Below are 22,412 nucleotides of genomic sequence, written 5' to 3'. Positions count from 1 at the left end.
TTCAATTCGGCAAGCTTACTGCTTGTTGATGCTCCAGGCGCCGGGGCCGGCGAACACCAGATACAGGAACACAAAGCTGAACAGCACGGCTGCGTCGCCGCCATTGGCCTGCGGGAAGAAGCTGCCGGGGAAGTGGAACAGGAAATAGGCCACGGCCATCATGCCGCTGAGCACGAACGACACTGGACGGGTAAAGAAGCCAACCAGCACGGCCAGACCGCCAAACACTTCCAGCAGACCGCCAATCAGCATCAGGCCTTCGGTTGGGCCCATGGCCGCTACAGGAAAGCCAAACAGCTTCTGGGTACCGTGGGCGATGAACAGCAGGGCGGTCGCGATACGGAGCACGCCAAGGGCCTGCGGCGAATAGGTGGAGAGACGATCGAACAAGGCAAGGCTCCTTTGAGCGGGGTCGGATGCGCCAGATTTCTGACGCCGGTGCCGCTCTCCTAAAGCATAGCGAGCGTTTCCAATATCGGCTCAAATGCAAACGCACTGTTCAGAAGTGCACTCATAGCCAGCCTGCTGGCCGGTCACAGCACGGCAGCCACCCACCTGCCGAGGGGCGGTCACATTGCGTAACTATCAAATTCTCTGTATGACGCGCGCAATCCTTTCCCACATCGGAACAAGAAGCTCACATGAGCCAAGCGCCTAAAATCGGCCTCGTCAGCCTCGGCTGCCCAAAAGCCCTCGTCGACAGTGAACGCATCATGTCCACGCTGCGCAGCCAGGGCTATGCCTTCAGCCGCGACTATGCCGGGGCCGATATCGTCCTGGTCAACACCTGCGGCTTTCTCGACAGCGCCAAGCAGGAATCGCTCGAAGCCATCGGCGAAGCCCTCAATGAGAACGGCCGCGTCATCGTCACGGGCTGCTTGGGCGTCGAAGAAGAGCTGATCCGTCAGACACACCCGTCCGTGCTCGCCATCTCCGGCCCGCACCAATACGAGAATGTGGTCAGCGCCGTGCATGAGCACCTGCCGCCCGTGCCCAACAAATTCGTTGACCTGGTGCCCGAGCAAGGCCTCAAGCTGACCCCGCGCCACTACGCCTATCTCAAGATTTCCGAAGGCTGCAATAATCGCTGCTCGTTCTGCATCATCCCGCAGATCCGCGGCGATCTGGCCTCGCGTCCCGCTGCCGGCATTCTGGGCGAAGCCGAAGGTCTGGTCCGCAATGGCGTCAAGGAACTGCTGGTGATCTCCCAGGACACCAGCGCCTATGGCGTCGACATCAAATATGCCGAGTCCAATTACCGTGGCCGCCCGGTCAAGGCCAAGTTCTACGATCTGGCCAAGGAACTGGGCCAGTTGGGTGCCTGGGTGCGTCTGCACTACGTCTACCCCTACCCCCATGTGGATCTGATCATGGAGCTGATGGCCGAAGGCCTGGTGCTGCCCTATCTCGACATTCCGTTCCAGCACGCCTCGCCAAAGGTGCTCAAGGCCATGCGTCGTCCCGCCCATCAGGACAAGACGCTCAACCGCATCCTGAAGTGGCGCGAGCAGGTTCCGGACCTCACCGTGCGTTCGAACTTCATCGTCGGTTTTCCCGGCGAGACCGAAGAAGACTTCGAGATGATGCTCGACTTCATCGAGGAAGCCGAAATCGACCGCGCCGGCTGCTTCAAATATGAGCCCGTCACCGGCGCCCCTGCCAATGAACTCGAAGGCATTGTGCCCGACGATGTCATGCAGGATCGCTTCGAACGGCTGATGGAAGTGGCGCAGAACGTCTCGACCGGCCAGCTGGCCAAGAAGGTCGGCCGCACCATTCAGGTGCTGGTGGACGATGTGCAGCCCGAACAGAACAAGGCGATTGCCCGCTCCAAATGGGATGCGCCCGAGATCGACGGCCAGGTCATCATCACCAATGCCACCGGCATCAAGCCCGGCGACATGATCGACGTTCTGGTGACTGACAGCGATGAATACGACCTGTTCGCCACGCCCAGCGCGACTCTGAACTAGGATTCAGTTTCAACACCTTGGCGGTGTTTCCGGACTCAAATTATCAGGCGCTACTCACGGGCAGCGCCTTTTTTCTGGCCGGTCGCACGGGGGTCTGCGCTACGGCCAAAGCGGTCTCGCCGACCGACACTGCATACATGGCGGCCATCACATCGGACTGGGTCAGCATGCCAACCAACCGCTGATCATCATCGGTGACGGGCAAATGATGCAGCCCGGCATCGGCCATATAAGGCACTACCTGGGCGATATGAGTATCAGGATGAGCAGCCTTGACCGGCGTACTCATAACGTCCTCCACCCGTCCCTTGAGCGAGCGATCTGAATTGCTTATCGCGCGCAGGCGCCACCCCAGACCAGAACCCGTCGCCGACATGCCCCAATCGGCTTTGTCGAGCAGATCGGTCTGGGTCAGGATGCCGATCACCCGATTGTCGTGATCGACCACGGGCAATGCCTTGATGTGATGCTCACGCAGATACCGCAGCGCCTCGCGCAGACTGGTCTTGGGGCCAACCGAGAGCACATCGCGGCTCATCACCTGCGCACAGGTTACCCCGGCCGAGCGGCGGTCATACGCGCGCATCTCGGCGCGGTGAAGGATATCCTCAAGCTGATCGGCCGCCACCGGCAGCACCACGTCATGCTGTGCCAACACGGCACTGATATCGGCCGCCGACACACCGAGCCGACCGCTGGGCAGCGCATCAGCCGTCTTGTGCGGATTGACTGCAGGCGCTGGGGTGAGATGCGGATAGTGGCGACCCGTCAGATTATTGAAGGCCAAAGCCACCGCCAGCAGCAGCAATGAGTTGATCAGCACGGGCCAGATGACGAACCCATAACCAGCCGCGGTGATGGCAGGCCCGCCCAGCACAGCTGTCAGTGCCACCGCCCCACTAGGCGGATGCAGGCACCGCATCGCCATCATAATCGCGATGGCCGCGCCCACGGCCAAACCTGCCGCGAGCATGGGATCTGAGATATAGCGGGCGCAGGTGACACCGATCAGGGCCGCGATAGTATTGCCGCCAATGATGGACCAAGGCTGCGCCAGCGGGCTCATCGGCACGGCAAACAGCAGCACGGCGGAGGCGCCAATGGGCGCAATCAGCAGCGGCACATCACTGCTGCTCAGCGCCAGGGTCGCGACCGCACCGGTAATAACGATACCGATGACGGCACCAAGGGACGCCCGCAACCGCTCGCCCAGACTGACAGGGGCGAGACCGGGCACGAAGCGCATGAAAAACGGGATGACGCTGGACATGGCGTCGTGTAGCAGGCCCCTCCAGAAGCACCAACGCTTCGGACAGGCCTGCTATTGCGCAATTGGCGACACGGCAGAAAAACTATTCCATCCGCGTCGTTTAGCTCAGCGCCAGCTCTGCGCGCCGAGCAGTTTTTCGCCCAACGGCGTCAGTTTGGCGACCGCGGCATTCTTCTTTTCCCATTCGCGCGGATCACCGGGAAATGCATCGCGCTGCGGGTGATCCAGTCCACGCCACAACCGCACCCGTTCGGCGCGCTCGGCGGCATTGTCCTCATCAGCGGGGAACATGGAAATGTACTGCGCCATGCGTACCCGCTCATCGGAATGGTTGGGCCGCACGCCATGAGCAAGCAGCGTATTGAAGATCATCAGATCGCCGGGCTCCATCTCGATATTGGTGATGGTCAGCCCGGTGGTGTCCGGATGCATCGGATCGCGATCGGCCGGCTGGGTCTTCACCCACTCGTCGAAATTATAGAACAGCTCGGGAATGCACTGGAAACCACCCACATCGCCATCCTGCTTGACCAGGCTGAGCACGCCCTGCACGCCGATGGGCAGCGGATCGAGCGAGGTGTCGCTATCCCAGTGGATGAAGCCATTGGGGTTACCCTTGACCTTTTTGGGGACATTGAGATTGGCGCGGTCGATACTGGTCCAGAGCTCCTCGATATCCCAGATATCGACAAAGGCGTCATAGACGCGCTGCTCCATCCGGTTATCCCAGAGCAACTGGTGGTTGTAGATCTCCACCATGCCGGTGCCGTTGAGCTCCTTCATGATGTGATCACGCCGCTGCGGGGTGTACCAGGTGTCCGGATCTGCCGGATTCTTTTCTTCAAATTCCCAGAGCAAAGCCTTGAGACGCTCGACATTTTCCTGTGGAACCGCATTGCGAACAATCACATAGCCCTTGGTTACCCAGTGCTCCCAATCCGCCGGGCTCAGCACCCGCAGGGGCAGCTTCTTGACGATGTCCTTGAGCTGGGTCGTCACCACCTGCGTGGTTGGATGGCTGTCGCGCTTGGTTGTTGCTGCTTGCATGTCGGTCTCCCATGTCCTGTCCCCATTCGGGTTTGGCTTGTGAGAGAAGCCTAGCCGCTCAAGCTGGCGTTCGCTTGCCCCCAGCAGGCCAATACTGATACTATTCTGGCGTATCGAGGGGACAGAGCGCCAAATGAAGCCCTATTTGGAACATGTTTCACCCGATGATGACGCGTCCTGGGCCACACTGAACCGGCGCCTCGACGATGGCATTCCGTTTCAGTGGCACCACCACCCCGAATTCGAACTGACCCTGACGCTGAACTCCAAGGGGCAACGGTTTATCGGTGACCATATCGGGCGCTATGACGATGGCGATCTGGTGCTGATCGGGCCCTACCTGCCGCACACCTGGCATTCTCTTGATCGCGCTGATTGCAGCGCCCCGCACACTGCCCTTGTCATGTGGTTCCTGCCCGAATGGGCCGAGCGGCTGACAGCCAATACCGAGTTGCGCAGCGTTGCCGCCATGCTCAACCGAGCCGCAACAGGGCTGCATTTCTCGCCTGAAACGGCCAGTACCGCCCGTCCGCTCATCCAGACCCTGTTCACCCAGCCGGCGGTGGATCGCTTTCTCAGTCTGGTCCGGGTGCTGACTGTGCTGGCACAGGATCGGGCGGCAACGCCGCTTTCGGCCACCGCGCCGGAACTGGCCCCTGCTGCAACCGATCGCGGCCGCATCGATCGGGTGCTCAGCCATATCCACGACCATTTCGCCGAGCCACTCACCGTGCCGCAACTAGCCGATATTGCTGCGCTCAGCCCGTCTGGCCTGCACCGCACCTTCTTGCGCCATACAAGGCAGACCGTCAGCCAGTATCTGATCCGCCTGCGCATTGGTCGGGCCTGTGCCCTGCTCTCCTCCACCAGCCAGCCTATCGGTCAGATCGCGGGGCTGGTGGGCTATGACTCGCTGGCCAATTTCAACCGCCAGTTCAAGGCGCTCAAAGGCACCACGCCCAGCCAGTATCGCGCCGCTTTCGCCTAGCGGGCATAGGCCTCGAACGGATTGGTTTCGGTCAATTGCACGATCATGTCGTCGTCCACCCCCGCTGCCCGCAATCGGGGCAATAGATGCGCTACCAGATGCGTATAGGGCTGCGGCTCTCCACCACCAGGCTTGGCCGGGTCAAACCAGCCCCGGTCGTGACTAAGCAGCAATTGCCTGCCCAATCCTGCCTCCAGCGCCCGCAGGATCAGCGCCACCACCTCGTCATCGGACGCCCGCCCGACATGGTCATACTCAATCCAGGCGCCGCGCGCCGCAACCGCCCTGTGCATGTCAAAATCAGGTTCGGCCTGGGTATGGATGGAGATGAACCGGTCGGCTCTACCACCTTCGGCCTCGATGATGTCGAGCTGATCCATTACCACCCGCCCCTTGATCGTATGCGAGCCGATCACCGCCCCCGTTGCCTTGGCCGCATGCGCCGCCGCCCGCAATATACGCGCTTCAAGGGGCGTTATGCCGTCATCGCCGGCACTGATCTTGATCCACGCCGCCTGCACCCCGGTATCCTCGATGCCCTCATTGAGTTCCTTGAGCATCCACCTTTCCAGCGCCGCCTCGCTGGCGGTCGCAACCCAGTCGGGTATCCAAGGCTCACGGTAATTGCCAGTGGGCACCACAATAGGGAAATCAGTGGCCAGCGACACGGCCAGATCCAGATCGGCGCGCCGCCCGACACCACCGGTAGAACACTCGACCAACGCCGTAATGCCCTGCGCCTTGATGGCTTCGATCTGCGGGGCCATCAGCGCCACCACAGCCGCGGTATCGGCCTGCGCATAGCCCGGCTGGTCCGGCGTCCGCAAATCCACAAAAACATGTTCGTGCGGCAGGATCTTACCCAGCTGATCCCGCGTTAACGGCCCCAGCGTGGTGAAAAGCTGTTTTGGGTGCATCGACATGTCCAATCCGCCGCAGTTTCAAATCCATTCCGCCAATTATAGTCGCCCATGTCGATTTTGTCTCTTGTCTACGCGTTCGCTCTGGGTTGAGTTGTGCGCTGACAGGCTGCTATGGAACCGCAATGACACTTCAGCAATCCTTGGCCTTCCTGCTGATCGGCGCCATGATGGTGGCGTTTATCTGGGGCCGCTGGCGCTATGACGTGGTGGCCGTGGCCGCCCTGCTTGCGTCCCTCGCCATCGGCGTCGTCTCGCCCGCCGAAGCGTTTTCCGGCTTCTCCGACGATATCGTCATCATTGTCGGCAGCGCGCTGATCGTCAGCGCTGCCGTATCGCGCTCGGGTATCATGGAAGTGGCAGTGCGCCGCTTTGCGCCCAATATATCAGGACCGCGCGCGCAGCTGATCCTGCTGGTCACTGTGGTCGCCGTGCTTAGCGCCTTCGTCAAGAATATCGGCGCGCTGGCCATCATGATGCCAATTGCCTTCCAGATGGCCCGCCGCTCCGGCGTGTCGCCCTCGCTGTTTCTGATGCCCATGGCCTTTGCTTCGCTACTGGGCGGGCTGATGACGCAGATCGGCACGTCACCCAATATCATCGTCTCGCGCGTGCGCATGGAACTGACCGGCGAAGCCTTTTCGATGTTCGACTACACCCCCGTGGGACTGGCCCTGACCGTGGTTGGAGTGATTTTTCTGGCCCTGTTCTACAAGCTCTTGCCCGTGCGCCAGCGCGAGACCCAGGGCCTCGACAGCGCAGTCGAGATCAAGAACTACACCACCGAAGCGCGCGTCACCGAGGATTCCTCGGCCATTGGTCGCACCATTGGCGACATTCAGGCACTCGCTGATGGGCGTGGCATGGTGACCCGCATCGTCGGTGCCGGTGGCCGCCCCCGCACACCCCTGCCCGACGCCAAGCTTCGGGCCGGCGACATCCTGCTGATCGCCGGCGAGCCCGAAGCACTCGACAAGATGGTCAACCAGTCCGGCCTGGTGTTCTCCGAGCGGCGCGGTGCGGCCACCAAGGACGCGGCCGATTTCGGCGTGATCGAAGCGGTGATCGGTGAAAGTTCGGGGCTGATCGGCGCAACGGCGCAGGAACTGACCCTGTTTGATCGCACCGGGCTGAACCTGCTAGCCGTCAGCCGCCGCGAAGAGCGCTTCACCGAACGACTTGGCCAGATCCGCTTTCAGAACGGCGACGTGATCCTGATCCAGGGCCACATCAAGCGGCTGCCCGAACTGCTGCGCGAGTGGGATTGCCTGCCGCTGGTCGAACGCGGTCTGCGCCTTGGCAGCATTCGCAATGGCCTTGTGCCACTGGTCATTCTGGCTATCGCCATGGGCGCATCGGCGCTGGGTCTGGTGCCCGTGGCGCCCGCCTTCTTCGCTGCGGCCGTCGCCATGGTCCTCAGCCGTGCCATCCCGCTGCGCGATGTCTATAACCAGCTCGACGCGCCCATCCTGATCATGCTGGCCTGCCTGATCCCGGTCGCGGACTCCCTGCGCACCACCGGCGGCACCGAAATTATCGCCGGCTGGCTCTCACTGACCGCCAGCACCCTGCCCGGCTGGGGCGCGTTGGCGCTGATCATGGTTGCCGCCATGGCCGTGACGCCTTTCCTCAACAACGCCGCCACCGTGCTGGTCATGGCCCCGATCGCGGCGACCTTCGCCACCGAACTGGGCTATCAGCCCGAAGCCTTCCTGCTGGCTGTGGCCATTGGCGCCGGCTGCGACTTCCTCACCCCCATCGGGCATCAGTGCAACACGCTGGTCATGGGGCCAGGCGGCTACAAGTTTGGCGATTACTGGCGACTGGGCGCCCCGCTCTCGCTGATTGTCGTATTGGTGGCCGTGCCCATGCTAATGCTGGTCTGGCCGTTCTGAGGGCTTGCCAATGCACAGCACCCACACCATCGCCCTGCCCAAGCGCCCGCCGCTGCAGCTGGGCCAGACCGCCCGCATCATGGGCATTCTCAATGTCACGCCCGACAGCTTCTCTGATGGCGGTCAGCACCAGCTGATTGAGGCCGCGCTGGCCCATGCCCGGCTCATGCTGGCCGAGGGCGCCGACATTATCGACATTGGCGGCGAGAGCACCCGGCCGGGCGCCGAACTGGTGGGTGTGCAACAGGAGCTTGATCGGGTCATGCCGGTGATCGATGCCCTGATTGCCGAGGGCATAACCGCTCCGATCTCCATCGACACCTATAAGCCGCTGGTCGCCGACCAGGCCATTCAGGCTGGGGCCTGCATCATCAATGATGTGCATGGTCTGCGCGGCGCGCCGGAAATGGCGTCGGTCGCAGCGCTTTACGATGTGCCGGTAATTGCCATGCACTGGGACAAGGCGCGCGATCCTGATACCCCACTGACCGATAGCATGAACCGCTACTTTGATGCGACGATCGGCAAGGCCGAACAGGCGGGACTGAGCGGGGAGCGGCTGATCCTTGATCCCGGCTTCGGCTTTTCCAAATCGGTGGCGGAAAACTACGCCATCCTGAACAATCTGCGGCAGGCCTGCGCCGGCACGGCACGGCACCGGGGAGCCTTCGCCATTCTGGTGGGTACCTCGCGCAAATCCATGATCGGCAAACTGCTCGACGTGCCGGCAGACCAGCGTCTGGCCGGCACCATCGCCAGCAATGTGCTCGGCTATATCAATGGTGGCCACATCTTCCGGGTACACGATGTGCGCGCCAATCGCGATGCCCTTCGCGTCGCCGAGGCGACGCTGTATGGTCCGCCCACCGAACTGGGGTAACAGCAATGGCTGAGCCATACACGGGCGACCGTATCATCCTGAAAGATCTGGGCTTTTACGGCTATCACGGCGTGTTCGCCGAAGAAGAGAAGCTCGGCCAGCGATTCTTCATCGATCTTGAACTGGGCACTGACCTGACCGCAGCAGCGGCCACCGACCGCCTCAGCGCGGGCATTTCCTATGCCGACATCTACGATGTGGTCAAAGCGGCCTTCGAGACCAGGCGGATGAAGCTGCTCGAAGCGGTAGCCCAGAATATCATCGATGATCTGTTTTCCGAATTTGAGGCGGTCACCTGGGTGATCATTCGTCTGCGCAAGCCAGAAGCCCCCATCGCCATGGTGCGCGGAGAAGCGGCCATTGAGCTGCATCGGCAGCGGAGCGCACGCTAATGGCCACCGCCTGGCTGAGCCTCGGCGCCAATATCGGCGACCCTCGCGCGCAACTGGCAGATGCCGTGGCACGCATTGGCAACCATCGCGAGATCAGCGTAACGGCGCGATCCTCGGTGCTGACCACCGCCCCCTGGGGCAAGACTGATCAACCCGACTTCGCCAATATGGCCATCGCCATCAGCACCGATCTGGCCCCCATCGCGCTGCTCGATGCCCTGCTGGAGATCGAGCTGGCCATGGGGCGGGTGCGTAAGGAGGTCTGGGGGCCGCGCCTGATCGATATTGATATCATTGCCTATGACCGGCTGCGGATGGCGACCGAACGGCTGACCCTGCCCCATCCCCACGCCCATGAGCGCGACTTCGTCACCGACCCGCTATCGGAGATCGATGCCGAAACCACGCAATGGGTTATCGCAACGGGTGGTGCGAAGGCGCACTAGGCGCGCATCGCCTCCAATACGGCCACGGCAGTGTCGAACTCGACCCGGCGCATGGCCCGGCGGTCGGCCGCTTCCTCGTCAGAACCCCATTGGGTGATCTGGTAGTCCTCATCGACATGGGCTGCTGCCCAGACGGCATCGGCGTCGATCAGCTTGTGCCAATAGCCCAGCGTCAACAGGCCCGAACCGGTCAGGCCGGTCATCGACACCATGGCAGTCAGCGAAATCAGGTGCTCGTTCGCGAGGACCTCGGCAAGCCGGTCCAGCGTCGTCTGCGGCTGGGCCTGATGCAGAATGCCAAAGGTAGGCTGGAAACTGACGCCAAAATGGCGCGCCAGACGCACCAGCGCGTCGTCCCAGTGCTGCTCCTGCGCGTTCACCAGCCCTTGCGGGCTTTCGGCACGGTAGAGCAGCAGATCGCCACCGGCGAATTTGACGATCTCATCGCGAAAAGCGGGCACGCTGTCTTCGCCGCTTTCGACGCCCGAATTGATCAGGCGCACAGTGGGCATGGTGCCCGGATTGATGAATTCGCCCTGTGCGGCCCATTCGCTGGCCATGGCCGTGGCAATCGGCGCCGCAGGCACGATCACCGGGATCTTCCGGCCCGGTGTGCGGACCTGGCGACCATCAAGCGTCACGGTGAACCCACCATCGACCGGCCCGGCCGCCACTTCCTTGTAGAAGCGCTTGGGCAGTTCGACCTTGTTCAGGTGCTGCGCGCGGCCATAGCCATCATCGAGATGCTTCTGGATGTCTTCGAGCTGGTCGCGCATGCACTTACTCCACGAGTTGACGGATTGCGCCGTCCAATTGGTCGTAGCGGTCGATCATGGTGCTCGCACCCACCGCGATCAGTTCGCGCGGCTCGTGATAGCCCCATGTCACGCCGATGGTCTTGCAGCCCGCGGCCACGCCCATCTCAATGTCGAATGTCGTATCGCCGATCATCACGGTCTGCGCAGCATCGACGCCAGTCTCCGCCATCGCCGACTGGACCATGCCCGGATGGGGCTTAGATGGGTTGTGATCGGGCGTCTGCAAGGTGGTGAAGTAGTTGGCCACACCGTGCAGCCCCAAAATGCGGTGCACCCCGGTCAATCCCTTGCCCGTGGCAATGCCCAGCAGCACGTCATCGCGGGCATTGAGCCGTTTGAGGGCATCAAGTGCACCGGGAAACAGCGCCTCGCGTGATGCATCGGTTACCAGTGATGCGCGGTAGTGCGCCCGATAGGCTTCTACAAGTTGGTCAACCAGCACCGCATCCAGCGTATCCGCGAGATGCGCCATGGCGACGGGCAGAGACAGCCCGATAACCCGGCGTGACTTTTCCGACGATGGCGCCTCAAGCCCCAGACCGTGAAATGTCGCCGTCATGTGCTCGGTGATCAGCGCCTGGGTGTCGATCAGCGTGCCATCCATGTCAAAGATGACAAGGATCATTTGCCGTCCTCGGGATCGCTGCCAACGCTGTAGCGATCGGGGTCAAAGCCCAGCGTTTCAAAGCTGTGCCGCATATGCGGTGGCAATGGCGCTGAAATGTCGAGACGATCGCCATTGCGCAGAGGAATGGCAATGCGGCGCGCGTGCAGATGCAGGCCATAGCTCAGCCCTGGCGCGCCCTGCCAGTTCTCGATGTTGAAATAGCGAGGATCGCCAATGATCGGGGTGCCCAGCTGCGCCATGTGCACACGCAACTGATGGGTCCGTCCGGTCACCGGCTTGAGGGTGACCCATGCAAAGCGGCGACTGGCCGTGTCCGTCGTCGAATAATAGCTCATCGAGTGCTGGGCACCCGGCGTGCCATTCTTGACCACGACCATCTGTTCGCCATCGTCGGTCGACTGCCGGGTCAGAAAGCACGAAATCTCGCCCTGCTGCGGATGCGGATTGCCCGCCACGATAGCCCAGTAGATCTTGCGGGCCGAACGCGAGCGGAACACTTCACCAAAATGGCTGGCGGCCGATTTGGTCTTGGCAACGATCAGGCAGCCAGACGTATCACGATCCAGACGGTGCACCAGCCGCGGCGGCTCGCCCTTCTTGTTGGGCAGGCTCTTGAGCATGCCGTCGAGATGGCGCTTCATGCCCGTACCGCCCTGCACGGCAAGGCCGTGCGGCTTGTTGAGCACGTAGATGTCGTCATCCTCGTACAGGATCATGTCCCGGATGGTATTGACGTCATCATTGTTGACCTTGACCGGCTTGACGACGCCGGGATCATCAATGGGCGGAATGCGCACGGTCTGACCAGGCGACAGGCGCGTGCTGGTCGTGACCTTGGCCTTGTCGACCTTGACCTCGCCATTGCGGATCAGCTTCTGCAGCCGTCCGAAGCCAAGCTGGGGAAAATGGTGGGCAAACCAGCGATCCAGACGCATGCCGTCTTCGTCACTCTCTACCTGCCGTTGTTGAACGCCACTCATGCCACGCCTCGGGTCATCAAAAGCCCGAGATAAAGCCCTATGAGGCAAACCACAACCGACAACAGCACATACAAGCCAGCTTGTGGCAGTGCGCCGCGCTCAATGAGCACGATTGTATCGAGCGAAAACGAGGAAAACGTCGTGAAACCACCCAGTGCGCCGACGGCCACAAACAAGCGCAGACCTTCAGCCTGCGGCGGCAGGAAGCGGGCCATCAGCCCCACCACGACGCCCATCAGCACCGAGCCGATGATGTTGATCAACAATGTCGCCAAAGGAAACGACATCGGTAGCAGGCGTCCAACCAGACTGGCCAGGCCAAATCGCGCCATCGCGCCAATGGCGCCGCCCGCCCCGACCAACAAAATTGCCTGCATGTTCTGCCCCGCTCCACCAATAACCAATTGAACACTTCCATATGCAAGGCTTGGCCACCTGCATACCGATATCATCTGGCCTGGGTGCCAGCCTGAACTGCGAGACCCGAGCCAGTGACTATCAGCACCGCCCTGCGATCCATTCTTGCCATGGTGGCCCTGCTGGCCATTTCGGCCTGCGCCACCCTGCAGTCACGGCAGCAGATTCCACCCCAACTGGTTGCCGAGGCCACCATTCACGCCGATCAGCGCCTACGCTATTGGGGCGACGATAACGAATTCGCCAGAATACAGGCGCAAGTCGCGCCCGGCCCTGACGGCGATGTCGACTATTTGACACTCTCGGGCGGCGGCATCAATGGCGCGTATGGCGCCGGCTTTCTGGTGGGCTGGACCGACAAGGGCGGCCGGCCCGAATTCGAAGTGGTCACCGGTATCAGTGTGGGCGCTATGATCGCCCCCATGGCGTTTCTCGGCTCGGACTATGATGCCCGGCTGCGCACCGTGTTCTCGAGCCTGACCCAGAAGGACAATTCGGCCGGTGCCAATTTCCTGGGCGCCCTGTTCGGCGCGCCTTCGGTGATGAGTAATGTCCCGGTGCTCGATGCCATCCGCAAGCTGGTGGACACGCAGGCGCTCAACGCCATTGGGGTCGAACACAAGCAGGGCCGCCGGCTCTATGTCGGCACCACCAATCTGAACGCGCAGCGCCCCATGATCTGGGATATCGGCGCCATCGCCATCAGCAATCTGCCCAACAGGCTCGAACTGGTGCATCAAATCATTCTTGCTTCAACAGCAGTGCCGGGCGTGTTTCCACCCGTCATGCTCGATGTCGCCGCACAGGGCATGAGCTATGACGAACTCCATGTCGATGGCGGGGTAACCGAGCAGGTCTTGCTGATGCCCGGCGGCTACGAAGCCTTCGTCAAAAACCGCCGCGGCGTGCAGAAGCTCTATGTGATCTTCAACGGCGTGGTTGCTCCCAGCCCGGCCACCGTGCAGATTTCCAGCATGTCACTGCTCGAGCGCGCCGTGCCCACCCTGCTCAAATATCTCGGGCGCAGCAATCTCGAGCAATTGGACAACGCCGCGCGCAAGGCGGGGCTGGCGTTCGGGCTCACCGCCATTCCGGCAGATTTCCCCGAAAGCACCAGCGTGTTTGGCAGCCCACAATGGCTGAGCGCACTCTACCAATACGGCTATCAGGCCGGGCGTAATGGGCGCTGGCAGGCGCGCTAGCGCGTTCTATTCACCCTTGTCAGCCTTGGCGGCCCGCAGACGCTCGAAATAGTCGACGCGTTTGCGATAATTGCGCTCGGCCCCACGCTCCACTGGCTCATAGAATTTGTGCCGGCCGATGGTCTCAGGAAAATACTGCTGCCCCGAAAAGCCCTCGGGTGTATCGTGATCGTAGATATAGCCATCGCCATAGCCAGCCCCCTTCATCAATTTGGTCGGGGCATTGAGGATGACCATGGGAGGCGTCGGTGAACCGGTCGATTTGGCCACGCTGCTGGCTGCCTTGAAGGCGGTGTAGACCGCGTTCGATTTGGGCGCGAGCGCGAGATAGACCACGGTCTGGGCCAGCGCCAGTTCACCCTCGGGCGAGCCCAGCATCTGAAAGGCATCGCGCGCCGCCACGGCCTGCGGCAGCGCCTGTGGATCAGCCAGCCCGATATCTTCGACCGCCATGCGGATCAGCCGACGCGCCAGAAACAGCGGGTCTTCGCCCGCGTCGAGCATGCGGGCGAAATAGTAGAGCGCGGCGTCGGGGTCGGAGCCGCGAATGGTCTTGTGCAGGGCTGAAATCAGATTGTAGTGGCCATCCGCTGCCTTGTCGTAGATGGGTGCCCGGCGCTGCACCACGGTCAGCAAACCGGCGGCATCGAGCATCTCGCCCTGCTTGGTCGATGCCAGCACCTCTTCCACAAGCCCCAGCAGGGCCCGCCCGTCGCCATCAGCCAGCGTCAGCAGCGTGGCCCGCGCTTCTGGCTCCAGCGGCAGCGTTGCCCCTGTCAGCGCCTCTGCACGCCCCACCAGATCTTCCAGATCGCTGGCGCCCAGCGATTCAAACCGCAACACCTGACTGCGCGACAACAAAGCCGCGTTCAGCTCAAAGGACGGGTTTTCCGTGGTTGCACCGACCAGCACCACCGTGCCGTCTTCCATCACGGGCAGAAAGCCATCCTGCTGCGCCCGGTTGAAGCGATGGATTTCGTCCACGAACAACAGTGTCTTGTGCCCACTCAGCCGCTCAAAGCGTGCCTTCTCGAACACCTTCTTGAGGTCGGCGACCCCGGAAAAAACGGCCGAAATCTGCTCGAAATTATAGCCGATCTGATCAGCGAGCAGGCGCGCCACCGTGGTCTTGCCGGTGCCCGGCGGCCCCCACAGGATGAGCGAGCCCAGCCGACCCGACGAGATCATGCGCCGCAGCGTGCCCTGCGGGCCCAGCAAATGGGTCTGCCCGATCACCTGATCAAGCGAACGCGGCCGCAGCTGGTCAGCCAGCGGGCGGGCAGTGTCGCTGTCAACGACGCTATCGGGATCAGCTGCGAAAAGGTCGGCCATGCACAATCATCATTTCATTCTTGTCGCGCCAAGCGCGCCGGGGGCAGCGCTTCTGCTGACGCACCCTGTCAGTAACAGACGCTATCTCAGCGTCACCATCAATTGGACGGGGACAACCATGATAGACCATTCCGGCATCAGCGTAAGCGATTTTGACCAGGCCAAAGCCTTCTATGAACAGGCTCTGGCCCCTCTGGGCGCCTCATTTCTGCTGCAGGTGCCACCTGAGCACACCGGCGGCGTCAAGGTCGGCGGCTTTGGACGCGACAGCGCGGCCTTCTGGCTGACCGAGGCCGGCGCCCAGAAACCACCCGCGCATTTTGCGTTTTCGGCGCAGAACCGGGCCGAGGTCGACGCATTCTATGCCGCCGCCATGGCAGCTGGCGGTACCGACAATGGCGCGCCGGGCCTGCGCCCGCACTACCATGCCAGCTATTATGGTGCATTCGTGCGCGACCCGGACGGCAACAACATCGAAGCAGTTTGCCACGCGCCAACGTAATCCCGCCGCGCTATCACTGTTCACCAGCGCGGATCAGGCGCGCCGGTGAACACCAGAACAGCCAAGCATCGCAAAATCCGCCAAACCGTAACTAACCGCTGACAATACTGCGCGTTACCCGCCCGTCGCGCTGCAGGATGATCTGCCAGGTCCGTACGCGTTTTGATGCCGTATCGGCGAAGGCCTGCGCGGTATTCATCGCCATATCGTTGAGCGAGATGATCACATCGTCCACGCGCAAGCCCATGGCCTGAGCCGGGGAACCCGCCGCAATGTCCGTGATGATCACACCTGTCGCGTCGTAGGGAAGCCCCTTGAGTTCGGCCAGAGCCGGATCAAGCTGGCGCACACTGGTCCCGGCAAAGCGGGAGTCGCCATCAATCTGTGCGATCATGGTTTCGTCAGCCACGGGCGCCGCCTGAATGGTGAAGATCACATTGGTAGTGGTGCCGTACCGCAGCCGGGCCAGTTCGGTGGTTTGACCGATGGGCCGCGTGGCAAGCCGGAAATTGAACGCGCTGGGATCATCGACGGCCAGCCCGTCCACGCTCAGGATCACATCGCCCGAGACAAAGCCGGCCTGCGCTGCCGGACCATCTGGCGCCACCTCGGTGATCAGTGCCCCATGCGGCGCGGCCATGCCCAGGCTGGCGGCGATATCGGCATTGACCGCCTGCATCTTGGCACCAAACCAGGGCCGCACGATCTCGCCGCCCGCAACGCCCGCGTCAGCCACCAGCCGCGCCATGTTGGCCGGGATGGCAAAGCCGATACCGACCGAACCGCCGCTTTGCGAATAGATCGCGGTATTGATGCCCACCAGATGGCCGTCCATATCGACCAGTGCGCCACCCGAATTGCCCGGATTGATCGCCGCGTCGGTCTGGATGAAGAACTCATAATCCGAACGCTCCACACCCGTACGGGCCAGCGCCGAGACAATGCCGCTAGTCACGGTCTGGCCCACCCCGAACGGATTGCCGATCGCCAGCACCAGATCGCCCACTTCCAGACCATCGGAATTGGCAAAGGTGATCGCCGGAAACTCTGTATCGCCCGCCTGCTGCACCCGCAGTACGGCCAGATCGGTTTGGGCGTCCTCGATCACCACATCGACGGCAAACTCGCGACCATCCGAGAGCGCGATGCGTACATCGGTAGCGCCCTCAATGACATGGCGGTTGGTCAGGATCACCCCGCCGGCTTCCACGATCACCCCCGAGCCCAGCGACTGGGATCTGCGCGGCCGGCTCTGGAACTGCCGCTGGCCGAAAAAACGCGAGAAAAACGGGTCATTGGCGAAGGGTGACACCGATTGCTGCTCGATGCGGGTGGCATAGACGTTGACCACCGAGGGCGACACCGTCTTGACCACAGGCGCATAGCTCAGCTTGACCGCACCATCACTGGTGGGAACCGCGCGGACAACGTCAGCAGGCGGCGCGACGCTGAGCTGAGAAATGGTGGTCTGGGCGATGCTTGGGGCGTTCCACGGCGCAAAGGCCAGCGTTCCTCCGATCGCCAGAACCGCAATTGCGGTTCCGGCCATTACCAGCGTGCGCATCGACATCAACCAAACCTCCAGCCATAGTGGTGGCACACCGGTTTCCCAAGCGTGCGCCCGACAGGCAAACGCCCGGAATCGGGCATGAAAATGGCGTCATGCAAGTGACGCATTTTGACGCCAAATAATCGTTTGCGTGAGGGGGCACTCGGCCCTATATGCAGCGCTCGTTTTCTCGCTTTCCCCAGCCCCGAAAGGCCAGTCGTCCATGACCACCGAGCCGAAACACGTTTACCCGAACACCTCCGCGCTGATCGCGGCCGAAGCCCCCGATTTTCCGGCTTTCCTGTTCTCTGAACGTGAACTGCACAAGGCCACCAAGGTCTTCAAGAAGGGCTTTGACGGATTGCTGACCTATGCGGTCAAGTGCAACCCATCCCCGCACGTGATCGCCCAGCTGCATCGCGAAGGTTTGAAGGCCTTTGACGTGGCCTCCAATACCGAAATGGAACTGGTGCGCGACTACGCGCCCGGCGCCGTGATGCACTATAACAACCCCATCAAGAACAAGCGCGAGATCGCCCGCGCCTACGAAGAATTCGGCGTGCGCTCCTTCACCATCGATCACCCCCAGCAGCTAGACCAATTGGCCGCGATCGCTTTCACCCTCGCGCGATGTGGAAGTGACCACCCGCTTCAAGGCCGGCAAGGCGCTTAAATCCTATGACTTCGGCATCAAGTTCGGCGTCATGGAACAGGCAGCCGCCGAAATCGTCACAATGGTCGAGCAGATGGGCTACACGCCCAGCCTCTGCTTCCATGTCGGCAGCCAGTGCGAAGACGCCTATGCCTATGAGCGCCACATCGCTGCGGCATCGCGCATCGTGGATGAATCCGGCATCGAACTGAAGCGCCTCAATATCGGCGGCGGCTATCCGGCCCCCTACCCGACAAGCGAAGCGCCGCCAATGGACTATTACTTCGAGACCATCGGCAACGCCGTCAACGACCATTTCGGCGACAAGAACAAGCCGGAGCTGATCATCGAGCCCGGCCGCGCACTGGTAACCTCGTCAACCTCGCTTCTGTTGCGCGTCAAGCATCAGCGCGGCGGCCAGGCCGTGTACGTCAACGACGGTGCCTATGGCAGTCTGATGGAAGTCAAATTCATGCACTTCACCCCGCCGGTTCGCGTATGGCGCGGCGCCCGGGTGCATGACAATGAGCAGGAATTCTCGGATTTCACCATTTGGGGTCCAACCTGCGACAGCTATGACGTGCTGCCTCAGGTGTTCACCCTGCCGGCCGATATCGATGAGGACGACTGGATCGAATTCGGTCTGATGGGTGCCTACACCCAAGCCTCGCTCACCCCGTTCAACGGCTTCGATCGCCGCGACCAGTTCTGGGTCGAGGAAGCCTATACCGGCAAGGATCAGCAGCCCGAGTAATCGGTAACGCAGCAGTTACATGGCCATTCCGGAAACGGGATGGCCATTTTGCTTTGGGAGGGATCATTGGCTGACATTATGCCGCTGGAAAACCTTGGGCCGCGCATCGTCATCATGGGTCCTACCAATGCAGGCAAGTCCACGCTGTGCAAAGCCATCAGCGCGAAATTGCACCTGCCCCCTGTCTATCTGGACCAGTTGCACCACCAACCCAATACCGATTGGGTGGCGCGACCCAAGGCGGAGTTTCACGGCCTGCAGCGTGACGCCATCGCGCAGGAAACCTGGATCATGGATGGCAATTACAGCGGGCTGATCGCTGAACGGCTGGCCCGCGCGACTGGCGCCATCCTCGTTGATGAACACTACACACTGCGCTTTGCCCGCTATATACGCCGCACCCTCTTCGAAAGACATCGCCCCGGCAGTCTTGCAGGGGCGCAGGACAGTCTGAAATGGTCAATGATCCACTGGATCTGGAAAACCCGCAACAGCTATGACCGCTACCACGCCATGGTCGCTCCGAGCGGGCTGCCGCTGGTGACCTGCCGTTCGCTGCGACAGGTTAATCGGCTCTATGACGCCTGGGGGCTGGACGGCCCCTAGCCTGAATGCCGCTCAAGCAGGCCCAAGGCAAAGAGGCTTTCGGCGGCAGCCAGAATGGCGCTGTCGGCCGAGCGGTATGGGTGGCCCAGCAAAGCCTCACCCTTGTCGCGTGTGTAGTGCTTCTCATTGCCGATATCATTGGCAATCAACCGTGACGGCCCACCAAAGCGCGCCAGCAGCTTGATCACCCAGTCTGGCACTTTTTTCCGGGTAACATTCTGCGCCGGATACGACGCCGCCAACATCTGCGCGATCTGCGAGAAACTCACATAGTCCGAGGCTGCCAGATAGCGCTCGCCAATGGCCGCATCATGGTTGAGCGCCGCAACATGCAGGGCCGCCACGTCGCGCACATCAATGATGGAAAAACCGCAATGCGGCAGGGCTGGTGTTGACCCATTGAGCAAACCTGAGACCAGACGCAAGGAGGGGCTGACATAACCGTCCAGTGCGGGCCCCAGAACCGCACCCGGATGAATTGTCGTCAACTCCAGCCCTTCATTGCGCGCATAGGCCCAGGCGACGCGCTCGGCTTTGGTCTTGGCCACGCAATAGGCCCAAGGAAAGCCTATTCCATCAAGCTCGGTATTATCAGTCTCGCTAAAGATATGCGGCCCGCGTCGCGGCCCATGGCCATAACCGATTGTGACAACCGAAGAAGTCATCACGATGCGTCGCACACCGGCCCGCGTTGCAAATCGTAACACCCGCTCCGTACCCTCAACAGCAGGCCCGACGACCTTGCCTGGATCCTTGGGTTCGCGCGTAACCACCTTTGCCGCCGTATGCACGATAGCATCGACCTTGAGCATGGCCTTGGCCCAGCCATTGTCCAGCATCAGGTCGAGCTTGACGAAGCTCAGACGATACAGCACCTCGTCGCCCAAGTACGCAATCACGGCTTGCTTGACGCTCTCCGCCCGTTCCGCAGAGCGAAATGCCCCTCGAACGGAATAACCGGCGCGTAGGAGTTCGATGACCGTCCATTTGCCAACAAAGCCGCTGGCGCCCGTCACCAACACCAGATTTCTGCGCATGCGCCCTCCCCGCCAAAAACAAAGGCGGCCACGGAGTGAACCGCAGCCGCCTTCAAATGTCTAATGTGAGCGAAGCTTACGCTGCTTCGTTCTCATCGTCGTCACGAACATGCACAGGACCGCTATCGAGGCCCTTGGCATTGACGTCGCGATCAACAAATTCGATCACGGCCAGTGGTGCATTGTCGCCATAACGGAAACCAGCCTTCATGATGCGGATATAGCCGCCCTGGCGTTCCTTGTAGCGTGGGCCAAGCACTGCGAACAGCTTGGCAACCTGACCTTCGTCACGGATCTGAGCGATCGCCTGACGACGAGCGTGCAAATCGCCGCGCTTGCCCAGGGTGATCAGCTTCTCGACGATAGGACGCAGGTCCTTGGCCTTTGGAAGCGTGGTGACGATCTGCTCGTGCTTGATCAGCGCGGCAGACATATTGGCGAACATGGCCTTGCGGTGGCTGGCAGTCCGGTTGAGTTTGCGACCTGAATTACCGTGGCGCATGGTGGTCTCCTAAAGTGCTTGGCAGCGCGCGATCAATAGTGATCTTCATAGCGCTTGGCGAGGTCATCGATATTCTCGGGTGGCCAGTTGGCAACGTCCATTCCGAGATGAAGCCCCATCTGTGCCAGGACTTCCTTGATTTCATTGAGAGACTTGCGGCCGAAATTCGGTGTCCGCAGCATCTCGGCTTCCGTCTTCTGGATCAGGTCGCCGATATAAACGATGTTGTCGTTCTTCAGGCAGTTAGCCGAACGAACCGACAGCTCGAGCTCATCAACCTTCTTGAGCAGCGCTGGGTTAAAGGCCAGTTCAGGAACCGAATCCTGGGCCTTTTCCTTGCTGGGCTCTTCGAAGTTCACGAATACCGACAGCTGATCCTGCAGAATACGCGCAGCAAAAGCTACGGCGTCTTCTGGCGTGACCGCACCATTGGTCTCGATCTGCAGCGTCAGCTTGTCCTTGTCCAGGCTTTCGCCGGCACGGGTCGCATCAACCTTGTAGCTCACACGACGAACTGGCGAAAACAGCGAGTCGACCGGGATATAGCCGATCGGTGCGTCTTCGGGACGGTTCTTGTCAGCGGCAACGTAACCCTTGCCGGTGTCGACGGTGAACTCGATATTGATCTCGGCGCCGTCATCGAGATGGCAGATCACCAGCTCGGGGTTCAGCACTTCGATGTCGCCGGTGACCTTGATGTCGCCGGCCGTTACAGCACCCGGACCCTGCTTGGACAGAGCCAAGCGCTTTGGGCCTTCGCCGCCCATGCTCAGCGCGATTTCTTTCACGTTGAGCACGAGATCGGTGATGTCTTCCCGCACGCCTGGAAGCGAGGAGAATTCATGCAGGATGCCGTCAATCTGGATTGCCGTCACTGCCGCGCCCTGAAGCGACGACAGCAGCACGCGACGCAGAGCATTACCAAGGGTAAGCCCGTAACCGCGCTCAAGTGGCTCGGCAACTACCGAGGCCACGCGCGCGTTGTCGCTGCCCGAAACAATCTCCAGCTTGGTCGGCTTGATCAGTTCTTGCCAGTTCCTCTGGATCGTCACGGTTATGTCCTTTCAAAATCGCGGCTCCAGCCCGAGCCGCTCCGCCGCAAACGCAATAAGACTCCCGGCCCATTCAATCGGCCGGGAGCTCTCTAAACGGTCTAGATTAGACGCGGCGCCGCTTGCGCGGGCGGCAGCCATTGTGCGGGATCGACGTGACGTCACGGATGGAAGTGACGTTGAAGCCTGCAGCCTGCAGCGCACGGAGCGCCGATTCACGGCCCGAACCTGGACCACGCACTTCGACCTCAAGGGTCTTCATGCCGTGTTCCTGAGCCTTCTTGGCAGCATCTTCAGCAGCAACCTGGGCTGCATAAGGGGTCGACTTACGCGAGCCCTTGAAACCCATCACGCCCGAAGAGGACCACGAAATCGTGTTACCCTGCATGTCAGCGATGGTGATCATGGTGTTGTTGAACGAAGCATTCACGTGGGCAACGCCCGAAGTGATATTCTTGCGTTCCTTGCGCTTGACGCGCGTTGTCTCAGACTTAGCCATCAAATTCCTCAATTCGATATCAGCGCTGCCGTTAGCCTTAGCTTGCCCCGGCAGCTACATCGAAGAACCCA

General features: G+C 61.3%; 25 protein-coding genes. 11 read left to right on the top strand and 14 right to left on the bottom strand.

The features are described 5' to 3' along the window. Positions 1-15: 15 nt before the first annotated feature. Positions 16-390, bottom strand: a complete 375-nt coding sequence (locus AC0L37_RS07245; protein ID WP_212657725.1) for a DoxX family protein — start codon at positions 388-390, stop codon at positions 16-18. 251 nt (positions 391-641) lie between these two features. On the opposite strand from AC0L37_RS07245, the gene rimO reads away from it, so the two are divergent. Beyond that, the gene (gene rimO / locus AC0L37_RS07240; RefSeq protein ID WP_282221583.1) at positions 642-1,973 is read left to right on the top strand and encodes a 30S ribosomal protein S12 methylthiotransferase RimO; all 1,332 of its coding nucleotides are present in this window, start codon (positions 642-644) and stop codon (positions 1,971-1,973) included. Positions 1,974-2,016: 43 nt separating this feature from the next. Here the strand turns inward: rimO and AC0L37_RS07235 are convergent, their stop codons facing one another. Together AC0L37_RS07235 and AC0L37_RS07230 are read right to left on the bottom strand one after the other, a co-directional pair. Further along, complete coding sequence (locus AC0L37_RS07235; RefSeq protein ID WP_282221584.1) at positions 2,017-3,243, bottom strand: HPP family protein; 1,227 nt, start codon at positions 3,241-3,243, stop codon at positions 2,017-2,019. 105 nt (positions 3,244-3,348) lie between these two features. Further along, entirely contained in the window at positions 3,349-4,290 is a 942-nt protein-coding gene (locus AC0L37_RS07230) for a phytanoyl-CoA dioxygenase family protein (RefSeq protein WP_282221585.1), read from the bottom strand. Between the two features lie 133 nt (positions 4,291-4,423). Between AC0L37_RS07230 and AC0L37_RS07225 the strand changes: the two genes are divergently transcribed. Beyond that, a complete protein-coding gene (locus AC0L37_RS07225; protein ID WP_282221586.1) occupies positions 4,424-5,278 on the top strand; it encodes a helix-turn-helix domain-containing protein in 855 nt (284 codons plus the stop codon). Here the strand turns inward: AC0L37_RS07225 and AC0L37_RS07220 are convergent. Beyond that, positions 5,275-6,201, bottom strand: coding sequence for a phosphotriesterase family protein (locus AC0L37_RS07220; RefSeq protein WP_473314847.1), 927 nt, complete (start codon positions 6,199-6,201; stop codon positions 5,275-5,277). The genes AC0L37_RS07225 and AC0L37_RS07220 overlap by 4 nt on opposite strands. Positions 6,202-6,323: 122 nt before the next feature. On the opposite strand from AC0L37_RS07220, the gene AC0L37_RS07215 reads away from it, so the two are divergent. The 4 genes from AC0L37_RS07215 to folK are packed head-to-tail and all read left to right on the top strand — an operon-like array spanning position 6,324 to position 9,811. Then, positions 6,324-8,093, top strand: a complete 1,770-nt coding sequence (locus AC0L37_RS07215; protein WP_212657719.1) for an SLC13 family permease — start codon at positions 6,324-6,326, stop codon at positions 8,091-8,093. Positions 8,094-8,103: 10 nt separating this feature from the next. Further along, the gene (folP, locus tag AC0L37_RS07210; RefSeq protein ID WP_212657718.1) at positions 8,104-8,973 is read left to right on the top strand and encodes a dihydropteroate synthase; all 870 of its coding nucleotides are present in this window, start codon (positions 8,104-8,106) and stop codon (positions 8,971-8,973) included. Between the two features lie 5 nt (positions 8,974-8,978). Beyond that, complete coding sequence (gene folB / locus AC0L37_RS07205; protein WP_282221587.1) at positions 8,979-9,365, top strand: dihydroneopterin aldolase; 387 nt, start codon at positions 8,979-8,981, stop codon at positions 9,363-9,365. Continuing rightward, positions 9,365-9,811 (top strand): 2-amino-4-hydroxy-6-hydroxymethyldihydropteridine diphosphokinase, encoded by a 447-nt coding sequence (gene folK / locus AC0L37_RS07200; RefSeq protein WP_282221588.1) that lies wholly within the window; start codon positions 9,365-9,367, stop codon positions 9,809-9,811. Before folB ends, folK begins: the two co-directional genes overlap by 1 nt. On the opposite strand, the gene AC0L37_RS07195 is transcribed toward folK, so the two are convergent. From AC0L37_RS07195 to crcB, 4 genes are read right to left on the bottom strand one after another with little or no spacing between them, the layout of a single operon-like run. Further along, positions 9,808-10,587, bottom strand: a complete 780-nt coding sequence (locus tag AC0L37_RS07195) for an ATP12 family chaperone protein (protein WP_282221589.1) — start codon at positions 10,585-10,587, stop codon at positions 9,808-9,810. The two genes, folK and AC0L37_RS07195, sit on opposite strands and share 4 nt — an antisense overlap. 4 nt (positions 10,588-10,591) lie before the next feature. Further along, positions 10,592-11,254, bottom strand: a complete 663-nt coding sequence (locus AC0L37_RS07190; RefSeq protein WP_282221590.1) for an HAD-IA family hydrolase — start codon at positions 11,252-11,254, stop codon at positions 10,592-10,594. Further along, a complete protein-coding gene (locus AC0L37_RS07185) occupies positions 11,251-12,237 on the bottom strand; it encodes an RluA family pseudouridine synthase (protein WP_269368654.1) in 987 nt (328 codons plus the stop codon). Before AC0L37_RS07185 ends, AC0L37_RS07190 begins: the two co-directional genes overlap by 4 nt. Next, on the bottom strand, positions 12,234-12,614 hold the full coding sequence (gene crcB, locus AC0L37_RS07180; RefSeq protein ID WP_212657712.1) for a fluoride efflux transporter CrcB: 381 nt from the start codon (positions 12,612-12,614) through the stop codon (positions 12,234-12,236). The genes AC0L37_RS07185 and crcB overlap by 4 nt, the downstream gene beginning before the upstream one ends. A gap of 114 nt (positions 12,615-12,728) precedes the next feature. On the opposite strand from crcB, the gene AC0L37_RS07175 reads away from it, so the two are divergent. Then, complete coding sequence (locus AC0L37_RS07175) at positions 12,729-13,856, top strand: patatin-like phospholipase family protein (RefSeq protein ID WP_282221591.1); 1,128 nt, start codon at positions 12,729-12,731, stop codon at positions 13,854-13,856. 6 nt (positions 13,857-13,862) lie between these two features. Here AC0L37_RS07175 and AC0L37_RS07170 read toward each other — a convergent pair whose 3' ends face one another. Then, entirely contained in the window at positions 13,863-15,188 is a 1,326-nt protein-coding gene (locus tag AC0L37_RS07170; RefSeq protein WP_282221592.1) for a replication-associated recombination protein A, read from the bottom strand. A gap of 118 nt (positions 15,189-15,306) precedes the next feature. On the opposite strand from AC0L37_RS07170, the gene AC0L37_RS07165 reads away from it, so the two are divergent. Continuing rightward, positions 15,307-15,690 (top strand): VOC family protein, encoded by a 384-nt coding sequence (locus AC0L37_RS07165; RefSeq protein ID WP_282221593.1) that lies wholly within the window; start codon positions 15,307-15,309, stop codon positions 15,688-15,690. Positions 15,691-15,781: 91 nt separating this feature from the next. Here the strand turns inward: AC0L37_RS07165 and AC0L37_RS07160 are convergent, their stop codons facing one another. Further along, positions 15,782-17,260, bottom strand: a complete 1,479-nt coding sequence (locus AC0L37_RS07160) for a Do family serine endopeptidase (protein WP_282221594.1) — start codon at positions 17,258-17,260, stop codon at positions 15,782-15,784. Positions 17,261-17,462: 202 nt separating this feature from the next. On the opposite strand from AC0L37_RS07160, the gene AC0L37_RS07155 reads away from it, so the two are divergent. The 3 genes from AC0L37_RS07155 to AC0L37_RS07145 all read left to right on the top strand — a co-directional run bounded on the left by AC0L37_RS07155 (position 17,463) and on the right by AC0L37_RS07145 (position 19,251). Further along, positions 17,463-17,912, top strand: a complete 450-nt coding sequence (locus tag AC0L37_RS07155) for a type III PLP-dependent enzyme domain-containing protein (RefSeq protein ID WP_282221595.1) — start codon at positions 17,463-17,465, stop codon at positions 17,910-17,912. Further along, entirely contained in the window at positions 17,878-18,645 is a 768-nt protein-coding gene (locus AC0L37_RS07150; RefSeq protein ID WP_282221596.1) for a type III PLP-dependent enzyme domain-containing protein, read from the top strand. The genes AC0L37_RS07155 and AC0L37_RS07150 overlap by 35 nt, the downstream gene beginning before the upstream one ends. Positions 18,646-18,711: 66 nt before the next feature. Then, on the top strand, positions 18,712-19,251 hold the full coding sequence (locus AC0L37_RS07145) for a P-loop NTPase family protein (protein WP_282221597.1): 540 nt from the start codon (positions 18,712-18,714) through the stop codon (positions 19,249-19,251). On the opposite strand, the gene AC0L37_RS07140 is transcribed toward AC0L37_RS07145, so the two are convergent. The 4 genes from AC0L37_RS07140 to rpsK all read right to left on the bottom strand — a co-directional run bounded on the left by AC0L37_RS07140 (position 19,248) and on the right by rpsK (position 22,341). After that, positions 19,248-20,288 carry an NAD-dependent epimerase/dehydratase family protein gene (locus AC0L37_RS07140; RefSeq protein ID WP_212657707.1) on the bottom strand — a complete coding sequence of 347 codons (1,041 nt, stop codon included), beginning with the start codon at positions 20,286-20,288 and terminating at the stop codon, positions 19,248-19,250. The two genes, AC0L37_RS07145 and AC0L37_RS07140, sit on opposite strands and share 4 nt — an antisense overlap. 76 nt (positions 20,289-20,364) lie before the next feature. Further along, positions 20,365-20,790: a 50S ribosomal protein L17 gene (gene rplQ, locus AC0L37_RS07135; RefSeq protein ID WP_212657706.1), complete on the bottom strand. Its 426-nt coding sequence runs from the start codon at positions 20,788-20,790 to the stop codon at positions 20,365-20,367. 32 nt (positions 20,791-20,822) lie between these two features. Then, positions 20,823-21,848 (bottom strand): DNA-directed RNA polymerase subunit alpha, encoded by a 1,026-nt coding sequence (locus AC0L37_RS07130; protein WP_269368837.1) that lies wholly within the window; start codon positions 21,846-21,848, stop codon positions 20,823-20,825. A 100-nt stretch (positions 21,849-21,948) separates the two neighbouring features. Continuing rightward, the gene (rpsK, locus tag AC0L37_RS07125) at positions 21,949-22,341 is read right to left on the bottom strand and encodes a 30S ribosomal protein S11 (RefSeq protein WP_212657704.1); all 393 of its coding nucleotides are present in this window, start codon (positions 22,339-22,341) and stop codon (positions 21,949-21,951) included. Positions 22,342-22,412: the final 71 nt, after the last annotated feature.

This window comes from Devosia sp. J2-20, from assembly GCF_055808475.1.
Note: the sequence above shows the minus strand (reverse complement) of the source record. Positions and strands in the feature narration are given on the sequence as shown.